The organism is Streptomyces sp. SID1328, assembly GCF_009865595.1.
In the GTDB taxonomy this organism is placed as follows: domain Bacteria; phylum Actinomycetota; class Actinomycetes; order Streptomycetales; family Streptomycetaceae; genus Streptomyces; species Streptomyces griseoluteus.
Genome location: NZ_WWKH01000986.1, coordinates 1 through 10590 on the forward strand (window position 1 = coordinate 1; position 10590 = coordinate 10590).

The 10590-nt window shown below is 74.2% G+C and carries 8 protein-coding genes; 6 read left to right on the forward strand and 2 right to left on the reverse strand.

Features of this window, described 5'->3' with window-relative positions; genetic code table 11:
- Together GT030_RS31690 and GT030_RS31695 are read left to right on the forward strand one after the other, a co-directional pair.
- A partial coding sequence (locus GT030_RS31690) for an acyltransferase domain-containing protein (protein ID WP_161204025.1) occupies positions 1 to 2217 on the forward strand: 2217 nt, incomplete at its 5' end.
- 206 nt (positions 2218 to 2423) lie between these two features.
- On the forward strand, positions 2424 to 3098 hold the full coding sequence (locus GT030_RS31695) for a TetR/AcrR family transcriptional regulator (protein ID WP_202460803.1): 675 nt from the start codon (positions 2424 to 2426) through the stop codon (positions 3096 to 3098).
- Positions 3099 to 3103: 5 nt separating this feature from the next.
- Here the strand turns inward: GT030_RS31695 and GT030_RS31700 are convergent, their stop codons facing one another.
- Entirely contained in the window at positions 3104 to 5173 is a 2070-nt protein-coding gene (locus GT030_RS31700) for a hypothetical protein (RefSeq protein ID WP_161204026.1), read from the reverse strand.
- A gap of 232 nt (positions 5174 to 5405) precedes the next feature.
- Between GT030_RS31700 and GT030_RS31705 the strand changes: the two genes are divergently transcribed.
- The 4 genes from GT030_RS31705 (at position 5406) to GT030_RS31720 (ending at position 9753) form a co-directional block, all read left to right on the forward strand.
- A complete protein-coding gene (locus GT030_RS31705; RefSeq protein ID WP_161204032.1) occupies positions 5406 to 6272 on the forward strand; it encodes a methylenetetrahydrofolate reductase in 867 nt (288 codons plus the stop codon).
- Positions 6273 to 6511: 239 nt separating this feature from the next.
- Complete coding sequence (locus GT030_RS31710; RefSeq protein ID WP_161204027.1) at positions 6512 to 7612, forward strand: FAD-dependent oxidoreductase; 1101 nt, start codon at positions 6512 to 6514, stop codon at positions 7610 to 7612.
- A 121-nt stretch (positions 7613 to 7733) separates the two neighbouring features.
- Positions 7734 to 9233 carry an AlkA N-terminal domain-containing protein gene (locus tag GT030_RS31715; protein WP_161204028.1) on the forward strand — a complete coding sequence of 500 codons (1500 nt, stop codon included), beginning with the start codon at positions 7734 to 7736 and terminating at the stop codon, positions 9231 to 9233.
- A gap of 10 nt (positions 9234 to 9243) precedes the next feature.
- Positions 9244 to 9753 (forward strand): methylated-DNA--[protein]-cysteine S-methyltransferase, encoded by a 510-nt coding sequence (locus GT030_RS31720; RefSeq protein ID WP_161204029.1) that lies wholly within the window; start codon positions 9244 to 9246, stop codon positions 9751 to 9753.
- Here the strand turns inward: GT030_RS31720 and GT030_RS31725 are convergent.
- Positions 9750 to 10475, reverse strand: coding sequence for a Sir2 family NAD-dependent protein deacetylase (locus GT030_RS31725; protein ID WP_161204030.1), 726 nt, complete (start codon positions 10473 to 10475; stop codon positions 9750 to 9752). The two genes, GT030_RS31720 and GT030_RS31725, sit on opposite strands and share 4 nt — an antisense overlap.
- Positions 10476 to 10590: the final 115 nt, after the last annotated feature.

The following is a 10590-nucleotide window of genomic DNA, read 5'->3' on the forward strand; positions in this document are numbered from 1 at the left end:
CGCGCCCTGGCCGAGGGCCGCCCGACCCCGGACGGCGGACTGCACGAGGCCGGGTTCGACGGCCCCCGCGAGGTCGCGTTCGTCTTCCCCGGCCAGGGCTCGCAGTGGACCGGCATGGGCCGCGAACTCCTGCGTACCTCCGAGGCGTTCCGCACCGCCCTCGCCGAATGCGACGAAGCGGTACACGCCGAGACGGGCTGGTCCGTGCTCGACCTTCTCCTGGACGACGACGCCCGGCTCGCCGACGCCGTCGAACTGGTGCAGCCCGTCCTGTGGGCCATGGAGGTCGCCCTCGCCGCCCACTGGCGCGCCCTCGGCGTCGACCCCGACGTCTGCGTGGGCCACAGCATGGGTGAGGTGGCCGCCGCCTGCGTCGCGGGCGCGCTGTCCGTACGGGACGCCGCGCGCGTCATCTGCCGCCGCAGCGACCTGATGCAGCGCCTCGCCGGACGCGGTGCGATGCTCGCCACCGAACTCTCCCCGGACCAGGCCCGCGGCCTCGTGACGGACTACGGCGACAAGGTGTGCGTCGCCGTGGAGAACTCCCCGGGCGCCACCGTCCTCGCCGGTGACCCCGACGTACTCGCGGACATCGCACGGGAGCTGGAGCGCCGCGAGGTGCTGTGCCGCACGGTCAAGGTCAACGTCGCCTCCCACTCCCCGCTGATGGACGAGATCCGCGCGGACCTGCTGGACCGGCTCGCCGAGGTCACGCCCGCCGCGCCGGGCACGCCGATGTTCTCCACCGTCCGCAGCGCCCCCGTCGACGGCGCCGTCCTGGACGCGGGCTACTGGGCGGACAACCTGCGGCAGCCGATGCGCTTCGCGGACTCGGTACGGCAGGTCGTCCGGGAGCGCGGGCCGGTCTTCGTGGAGGTCAGCCCGCATCCGCTGCTCGGCCGGGCGATCGAGGACGTCCAGTTGGACGCGGGGGTCGCGCCCACCGTCGTGACCACGCTGGTCCGGCAGCAGAGCGAGGCGACGGCCACCGCCCGCGCCCTCGGCCGTGCCTACGCCCTGGGCGCCCCGGTCGACTGGCACCGCCGCTACGGCGACGAGGGCCCGCGCGTCCCGCTGCCCTCCTACGCCTGGGACACCGAGGAGTACCGCGCCGCGCCCGAGCCCGCCGTACCGTCCGGCCTCGGGGAGCGCCGGGTGCGGCTGTCCCGGCTCGGGGTCGCGGCGCTGGGTACGGGCGTGACCGCGCGCGGGGCTTCCCCGGTACCGCCCGTGCTGTACCTCCAGGCGGTCGCCGAGACCCTGCGCGACCTCGTCGGCGCGGGCCCGGTGGAGCTCCGGGACGTGCGGATCGGCGGCGCCCTGCCGTCTCTCGCGGAGGCCGCGGCCACGACGCTGGTGATCGGGCTGGACCAAGGGACCGACGGCGCCTACGGGTTCCGGGTGGCCGCGCTCACCGACGGCTCCGCCGAGCCGGTGTCCTGCGTGACCGGCAGCGCCCTCGCCCGGCCGGGGGTGGACGCGTCGGCGGCCGTCACCCTGGACACCGCCCTCACCCGCTGCACCGAGTACGTGCCCGGCGCCGAGTTCTACCGCCGGGCCGAGGCCCGCGGCTACTCCGTCGCCCCGCCGCTGCGCGCCGTACGGCAGATGTGGCGGCGCGAGGGCGAGGCGGTGGCCCGGCTCCAGATGCCCCCGGCGGACGCCGGAGCGGTGGGCGCCCTGGAGGCCGCGCTCCTGACCATGCCGGCCTCCTGGCCGCACGGGGGCGGCGCCGCCCAGGACACCTATCTGCCGCTCTCCTTCGACCGGGTCCTGCTGGCCGGCGAGCCCACCGGCGAGTTCTGGAGCACGGCCCGGTTCGCGCCGGACGCCGACGGGGAGGGCGGGCGGTGCGACGTCGTCCTCACGGGGGCGGACGGCCAGGTGCTGGCCGACTTCGAGGGGGTCGCCCTGCTTCGGTCGGGGGGTGCGCCGGTGAGCGTCACGGAGGCCCGTCGTGCCGCGCAGCCCGTAAGCCTGGAGACGCCCCCCGTGGCGGACCGGCTCATCATCCACACCGCCACGGTCCTCGGCACCACCGTCGACCGGGTCGACCCCCGGCGCCCGCTGCGTGACCTGGGGCTGGACTCGCTGATGGCGGTTCAGCTCCGGCGGATCCTGAAGCAGGACTTCGGGGTCGAGGTCCCCACCAGCCGGCTCCTGGGCGACGAGAGCGCGGCGGCGATCGCGGCCGGGCTGGCCGGGGCAGGAGTCTGAGGGCACCACCCGCCCACGTGCGGCCGCCCCTCGACGGGGAACGGCCGCACGACGCCGTTCTGGAACCCTGATGTATCGATGCACTACGGTATAGAGAACGTCGTCGCCGTGGACGCGGGCCTGGTGAGGCGGTGGCAGCCATGCCGCCGGATTGCGGGAGGTGTCACGGAGACGCCTCGAACGGGGCCGAGAGTTAGAGAGAGCCGATGACGACCGAGGAAACCGAGCTGGTCCGCCCTCCCGGACGCCGGGAACGCAGCAGGCAGCGCATTCACGACCGCCTGTACACCTCCGCCCTGGAACTGTTCGCCGAGCAGGGGTACGAACGCACCACCATCGACCAGATCACCGAGCGCGCGGACGTGGCGAGGGGCACCTTCTTCAACCACTTCCAGCGCAAGGAGGACCTCGTCACCACCTGGGCCCAGCAGCGCCAGGACAAGCTGCGCACCTACATGGACAAGTCCCTCGCCCACCAGGACGACGACACCACCGTCCAGTTGGAGCGCTGCATGTCCGCGCTGGCCGACTTCAACGAGGCCGAGCGCAACCTCACCCAGGTCATGCTGGCCGCCTGGGTCAGGTCGGGCCAGCCGCTCCAGGAGGAGCCCGAGTACGCCGGGCACGTCTTCGTGCGGGCCATCCTCGCCGGGCAGGCGCGGGGCGAGGTCGCCCCCGACATCGACCCCATGCTGGCCGGCAACATGCTGCGCGACGCCTACCTGGGGCTGCTCTACCGGTGGAGCCAGTCCACCGGCGACAGCATCCCGCTCCACGTCGAACTGCGCGCCCTGCTGCGGATCTCGCTCACCGGCGTCCTCTCCTACCCCCGGCCCGGTGCCGCCCGCCCCACCCCTGCCGAGACCGCGGCCGTCAACTGATGCCCCTACGCGTCCGGTTCCGCCCCCCGGCGCACCGACGCCCCGTCGCCCGCCGGGCGGGGTGCCGGGATCGCCGGGGACGGGCGGGCGTGGGCGCGGGCCCGGCGGTCGTCGGACTTCGCGCACAACTCTCGTACGGCCGCCGCGAATCGTTCGGGGGAGGGCGGGTCGGCCGGGCCGAGCAGGTGCTCCTTCAGCTTGGCGCGGTCGGCCGCGTGGCGGTCCTGGCGCGGGTCGCGCACCGCGTCCAGCAGGTACCGCACGGTCGCCGCGTCCGGGGCCAGCACGGTGCCGGCCGACACGGTGGGGAAGGCGGCCCGGAACTCGTCCTCGGACAGCCCCGAGGTGTTGGCCACCGCGTACGGCTTCTCGCTGCTCAGCCAGTCCGAGACCACACTGGACACATCGCTGATCAGCAGGTCTGCCACGTTGAAGCAGGCGTAGAGCGCCGGGCGGGGGCCGGTCACGATCCGGTGCTCCCACGCGGGGAACGACGCCCAGTACGCCCGCTCCCAGGCGGCCGTGGCCCGCGCGAGCCGCTCCTCGCGGTCGCCGTCCGGGGTGCCCTGGAGCATCATCCGCTCCAGTTCGTCCGCCACGCCACGGAAGGCGGTCGAGGTGAGCTGGTCCAACTCTGACGTCCGGCGCAGTAGTTCGGCCTGGGCTTCGGGGCCGGGCCGGGGGCCGGAGCGCTTGGTGCCGGCCTCGTGGATCAGGGCCCGGATGCGTTGGTCGGCCGCGCCCGCGCGGGGGTCCACCGAGCCGGTCATCGGGTGCGGTTTGTAAAGGACGCGCACACGGGGGTCGTCGAGCAGTTGCCCGACGATGTGCTCGCCGGCGAGGACCACCGAGGTGTTGCCCGGATTGCCGTCCCAGCCCTCCCAGGTCGGGGCGTACAGCACGGTGGTGTACGCGCCGGTGGGCGGGCCCGAGTGCGGGCGGATCGGAGCCAGTTGCGGGCGGCCGACCTCTACCACGTCCTTGTCCTCCACGCCGACGTCCGCGAGCGCGTACCGCTCCCGCGCGGCCGGTCCCGCCACCCACACCTCGTCGTACGCCTTGGCGTAGGGGTTGCAGGAGGACAGCTTGTCGCTCTCGCCGTGGTTGATGAACGCGTGCTTGATGGCCGGGATGCGCAACACCTGGGACGTCCTGCCGGAGTTGGCCGGGTGCAGCATCGCCTTCAGCGTCGAGTTCTCCAGCGCGAACAGCGTGGCGACCTTGGGGAGGCAGAGCACGGGTACGTCCGTGGCGTCGATCCTCCGCACCATGAACCGCTCGCGCAGCACGATCAGCGGCCGCTCCAGTCCGGCGAGTGTGGAGAGCCACATGTTGGCCTGGTAGGCGGAGGAGGTGCCGCCGGAGAAGTACATCGCCACGGTGGGGCGGTACTCGGCCAGCCAGTCGTCCAGCCACTCCATGACCCGCGCGTCGCTCGCGGCCCGCTTCTCCGGCAGCAGCCAGGTGGCCAGGCGGGCGGCGCCCATGCCGATCAGGGTGAGCGAGGCGGCGAGGCCGATGGCGCCCCAACGGCCGTGCGCGGTGAGGACGGTGACCAGAAGCCCGGCGGTGGCCGGGACGGAGAACGCCAGCAGGCGGTGCCCGGTCTGGCGGGCGAGGACGCGGGGCGGGGCGGCGGTCGGGTTCAGCGCCGAGACGTCGATGTTGCGGGTGACGACCGGCAGGGTCCGGGCGCGGCGCACCAGCAGGGAGACGGCCTGGCAGGCGAAGTGCAGGACGTAGAACGCGCTCAGCGCGCCGAGCAGCGGGGGCATCTCCCGCTCCGGGTCGATCCCGTCCATCCGCAGCAGCGCCACCATGATCAGCATGTCGCGCAGCAACTGCCGTACGGTCACGTCCAGCCGGATGCGGCTGAGCGGGGACAGCAGGGCCGGGCGCCGGTACAGCAGGCAGGCGTCGAGCGCGAGACCGGCCGTGCCGGAGGCGACGAGGAGCGGGGCGTTCGGCAGCAGCGCGCCGGCCAACTGCGTGGCGAACAGCAGGAACAGCGTGAATATCGCGCACAGCACGGGTAGTTGGGTCGAGATTCTCGGGAGGAGTCCGGCAAGGGGCACGGTGGGAGCTCCTGCTGTTCGCACGACGGGACACGCGGCGCCGGAACGACCCCGGCCACCCGTGCCCGCCCCGGCCCCACGCACAGCCAACGACCGGCCCTACCCCCGGTCACGTACCGCCGTGCTTTCGAATCCGCCCGGCCTCCCGAGCAGCGGGACCTGTGGCCCGGCCCCTCCCGGCGCCATGGCATCATCGGCCGGGGTTCCGGCGGAGGAAGGGTCGCGCAGCGTGATGGAGCGGGTTCTCGGGGTGTCCGGCCGGGCCGGGGAGTTGCTCGACGGCGTCTCCCTGGAGATGACCGGGAAGGACGTGCCCCGGCTGGAGGAGGCGCGGGCCTCGCTGGACGGCGGGACCCGGATCAACGTCACCTACCTCGCGGGCGAGGACGCCGGCATGCGGCTCGCGGCCGCGCGGGCGGTGCGGGAGCACGGGTTCGTGCCGGTGCCGCACCTGTCGGCACGGCGGCTGCCCTCCAGCGCCGAGCTGGAACGTTTCCTCGCCGGGCTCGCCGAGGCGGGTGCCGTGGACAACGTCTTCGTGGTCGGCGGCGACCCCGCCCGTCCCGAGGGGCCGTACGAGGACGCGCTCTCCGTGATCCGCGGCGGGCTGCTCCAGCGGTACGGGGTACGGCACGTCGGCATCTGCGGCTACCCGGAGGGGCACCCGGCGATCGGCGACGGCGCGCTGTGGTCCGCGCTCACCGGCAAGGCGGCCGCGATCGCGGAGGCGGGGCTCTCGGGCGACGTCATCACCCAGTTCGGCTTCGACGCCGAGGCCGTCCTCACCTGGCTGGAGGCCCTGCGCGGGCGCGGGGTCCACCTCCCGGTACGGGTCGGCGTACCCGGCCCGGCGGGGGTGCGGCGGCTGCTCGGGTACGCGGCGCGCTTCGGGGTCGGCACGGGGGCCTCCGTCGCCCGCAAGTACGGTCTTTCCCTGACCAACCTCATGAGCACGGCGGGTCCCGACCGCTTCCTGGACGACCTGGCGGGCGGCTACGACCCGTCCCGCCACGGCGCCGTCAAGCTGCACTTCTACACCTTCGGCGGGCTCCGGACGACCGCCGAGTGGATCACCCGGTACCGGCGGGAACGCGGCTAGGAGCTCCTCGCGGCCGGGCCGGAGGAGAAGGACGCCCGCGCCGCCGCCCCCGGCCGCCTCGCGGCCATGTCTCGACGGCGGCAGGCTTGGAGGTGGGGGAGCAGGCCGCCGCCGCGTTGCGTCGAGCCCGGCAGTGCCGCTCGTGGGGCCCACTCACCCCCCCGTCCGCGACGGCGACGGACGTACCCAGCCCCTGCTCCGCGGGGGAACGGCTTTGGGACGCGAAGCGAGGCGATCGAATGGACCAGGCTCCCGAGGTGGCCGTGATCGGAGCCGGCATCGTCGGACTCTGCACCGCCTACGCACTGGCCGAACGCGGAACGACCGCGCGCGTCTACGAACGCGGCGTTCCGGGCCACGGGCAGTCCAGTGGCCAGTCCCGCATATTCCGCCACGCGCACGACGACCCCCGTATGGTCGAGCTGACCCGCGAGGGCCGCGCCGTCTGGGACGAATGGTCCGACCGGTTGGGCGTCGAACTGATCTCCGGGGACGGAGTGGTCGCCCTGGGCAGCCCCGTGCCGCGAAGACTGCGCATCCTGCAGGACGCCGGCGGCATACCGGTCCGGAGCGTGGACAGCGCCGAGCTGCACGCCCGCATGCCGCTGCTCGCCGACTACCACGGTCCCGCCATGCTCGACGAGGACGGCGGTGCCATCCGCACTCGTGCCGCCGTCGAGAGCCTGTCCGACGCCCTGGGTGACTCCGTGGTCACCGACGAGGTCATCTCGCTCCACCCGACGGGCCGCGGGACGGTGGAGGTGCTCAGTGCCGTCGGCCGCGAGGAGTACACGACGTCCGTGGTCTGCGCGGGCATGGGCACCGCACGGCTGGCGCGCACCGTGGGGCTTTCGCTCCCCGTACAGCCGGCCGCCCACGTCCGCCTCACCTTCCAGGTCGAAGGAGAACCTCCGGAGCGGGTCGCCTGCCTGCAGGACAGCAGCGGGGAATTCGGGGAGGTCGGCGTCTACGCGGTCCCCTATCCGGGCAACAGCCGGTACGCGGTGGGCCTCAGCCAGACGGTCGAGGTGCGGGAGGACGGCAGCTTCGCGGACCCCGCGGCACTGGCGGAACTCAGCGACCGCGCCCACGCGTACGTCTCCCGCGCACTGCCCGGCCTCGATCCCGAGCCCGTCGAGCACCTCCACTGCTGGGTGACGAGCCTGCCGTGGAGCGAGGACGGCATGGCGGTCTGGGAAGCCGGCAGGATCTTGTTCGCCGCCGGGCACAACCTGTTCAAGCAGGCACCCCGGCTGGGGCGGGCCCTGGCCGCCGCGGCCATGGGGGAGGAACTCGAGGAGGACCTCCGTCCGACGGCAGCACTCGGTCAGCCCCGCTGAACACCGGCAGGGGGGCCGGGCGGCCGGGCCCCCTCCAGTGCTCCGGAACCGCCTGGCCGCCTCCGACGTGCATGTCGGAAACTCGCCAGCCACCGATGCCGTACTGCCCGATGCTTGAGGCATGCGGAACGCGACCAGCAGCACCCACGCCCCCTCCTTCGACCGGGAGCACTGCGTGCACGCCGTCCAGTCCAAGGACGCCCGGTTCGACGGCTGGTTCTTCACCGCCGTGCTCACCACCCGCATCTATTGCCGCCCGAGCTGCCCTGCGGTGCCCCCGAAGGCCGAGAACATGACCTTCTACCCGAGCGCCGCCGCCTGCCAGCGCGCCGGGTTCCGCGCCTGCAAGCGCTGCCGGCCCGACGCCACCCCCGGCTCCCCGGAGTGGAACCACCGCGCCGACCTGGTCGCCCGCGCCATGCGGCTCATCGCGGACGGGGTCGTGGACCGGGAGGGCGTACCCGGACTCGCCGCCCGGCTCGGTTACTCCGCCCGCCAGATCGAGCGCCAGCTCCTCGCCGAACTCGGCGCCGGGCCCCTCTCCCTGGCCCGCGCCCAGCGTGCCCAGACCGCGCGGCTGCTGATCGAGACCACCGCGCTGCCCATGGCGGAGGTCGCCTTCGCCGCCGGGTTCTCCTCCATCCGCACCTTCAACGACACCGTCCGCGAGGTCTTCGCCCTCGCCCCGTCCGGCCTGCGCGCCCGCGCGCCCCGCGCCCGGTCGGCCGGGACCGCGGGAACGCTCACGCTCCGGCTGCCGTTCCGGGCCCCGCTGAACCCCGGCAACCTCTTCGGGCACCTCGCCGCCACCGCCGTACCCGGCGTGGAGGAGTGGCGGGACGGCGTCTACCGGCGCACGCTGCGGCTGCCGTACGGGCACGGCGTCGTCGCCCTCACGCCCGGGGCGACACACGTCGGCTGCCGGATCGGGCTGAGCGATCTGCGCGACCTCACCGTGGCCAGCAGCCGGTGCCGGAGGCTGCTCGACCTGGACGCCGACCCGGTGGCCGTGGACGAGCGGCTGCGCGCCGACCCGCTGCTCGCCCCGCTGGTGGACGCCGGGCCGGGGCGCCGGGTGCCGCGCACGGTCGACGAGGCGGAGTTCGCCGTACGGGCGGTGCTCGGGCAGCAGGTGTCCACGGCCGCCGCCCGTACGCACGCCGCGCGGCTGGTCACCGCGCACGGCAAGCCGCTGGACGACCCCGAGGGCGGGCTCACCCATCTCTTCCCCGACCCCGACGCGCTGGCGGCCGTGGACCCCGAGACCCTCGCCATGCCGCGCAGCCGCCGCGCCACGCTGACCACGCTGGTCGGCGCGCTCGCGGACGGCAACCTGAACCTGGGCGTGGAGGCCGACCGGGCCGAGACCCGCGCCCGGCTGCTGGAGCTGCCCGGCTTCGGCCCCTGGACCGCCGACGTCATCGCCATGCGGGCCCTCGGCGACCCCGACGCCTTCCTCCCGACCGACCTGGGCGTCCGGCGCGCCGCCCAGACCCTGGGCCTGCCCGCCACCCCGGCCGCGCTCACGGCCCGCGCCGAGGCATGGCGCCCCTGGCGGGCCTACGCCGTGCAGTACCTGTGGGCGACCGACAGCCACCCGATCAACTTCCTCCCGGCCTGAAGGACTTCTCGTGCGACACCACACCGTGACCGACAGCCCCTACGGGCCGCTGACCCTCGTCGCGGACGCCGACGGCGCGCTGTGCGGCCTGTACATGACCGACCAGCGGCACCGCCCGGCCCACGACACCTTCGGCCCGCGCGACGACAGCCTGCGCGTCTTCGGCGAGACCCGGGAGCAGTTGGCGGCCTACTTCGCGGGTGAGACCCGGCGGTTCACCGTCCGGCTCGGTCTGCACGGCACGCCGTTCCAGCGCAGGGTGTGGGACCAGCTCACCGAGATCCCCTACGGGCAGACCCGGAGCTACGGCCAACTCGCCCTCGCCCTCGGCACCCCGGGCGCCTCCCGCGCCGTCGGCCTCGCCAACGGCCGCAACCCGGTCGGCATCATCGTCCCCTGCCACCGGGTGGTCGGCTCCGACGGCAGCCTCACCGGCTACGGCGGCGGCCTGGATCGCAAGCGGCGGCTGCTGGCCTTCGAACGCGGCTCGGAGCGGGCCGAGGAAGGGGTGCTGTTCTAGGGCACCAGGCTCCGCAGCAGCGCCGGCAACGCCGTGCCGATCGGCTCGCGCACCACCTCGTCCGCGAGGTCGTCGTACGGGGTCGGCTCGGCGTTGACGATGATCAGCCGGGCGCCGTGGTCCGCCGCGACCCCGGCCAGCCCGGCGGCGGGTTGCACCTGGAGGCTGCTGCCCACGGCGACGAACACCGAGCACGCCTTGCTGATCGCCAGCGCCTCACCGAGGACCACCGGATCGAGGTTCTCGCCGAACATCACCGTCGCCGACTTCAGGATGCCGCCGCACGCCAGGCACGGCGGGTCGTCCTCGCCCGCCTCGACTCGCGCGAGCGCGTCCGCCATCGGGCCGCGCACCTCGCACCGGGTGCACACCACACTCCGGGCGCTGCCGTGCAGCTCCAGCACCTTGCGCTCGGGCAGTCCGGCCCGCTGGTGCAGGCCGTCCACGTTCTGGGTGAGGACCCGTACGGCAACCCCTGAGCGCTCCAGCTCGGCGACCGCCAGATGCCCCGCGTTCGGCTCGGCGCGCAGAGTCTGCTGGGAGCGCCGCATCTGCCAGGACCGCCGGCGGATCTCGGGGTCGCCCATGTAGTACCCGTAGGTGACGAGCTTCTCCGCCTCGGGGTCCCGGCGCCACAGCCCATTGGGCCCGCGGTAGTCGGGGATGCCGGAGTCGGTGGAGATTCCCGCGCCGCTGAGCACGGCGACCAGAGGCTTGCTCATGCCCCCGAGGCTAGGCCGCTCCCGCCAGCCGGGGCCAACGAAATACCCCTCACCCCCCGGTCGCCCACCGCACCCCCGCGACCACCCCCAGCACCAGGGCCGGCACCACCCACCC

What these genes read in the sequence shown, in the direction of transcription:
- GT030_RS31725 (WP_161204030.1), bottom strand. Translation starts at nt 10,475, where the DNA reads ATGAGCAAGCCTCTGGTCGCCGTGCTCAGCGGCGCGGGAATCTCCACC.
- GT030_RS31705 (WP_161204032.1), top strand. Translation starts at nt 5,406, where the DNA reads ATGGAGCGGGTTCTCGGGGTGTCCGGCCGGGCCGGGGAGTTGCTCGAC.
- GT030_RS31695 (WP_202460803.1), top strand. Translation starts at nt 2,424, where the DNA reads ATGACGACCGAGGAAACCGAGCTGGTCCGCCCTCCCGGACGCCGGGAA.
- GT030_RS31715 (WP_161204028.1), top strand. Translation starts at nt 7,734, where the DNA reads ATGCGGAACGCGACCAGCAGCACCCACGCCCCCTCCTTCGACCGGGAG.
- GT030_RS31710 (WP_161204027.1), top strand. Translation starts at nt 6,512, where the DNA reads ATGGACCAGGCTCCCGAGGTGGCCGTGATCGGAGCCGGCATCGTCGGA.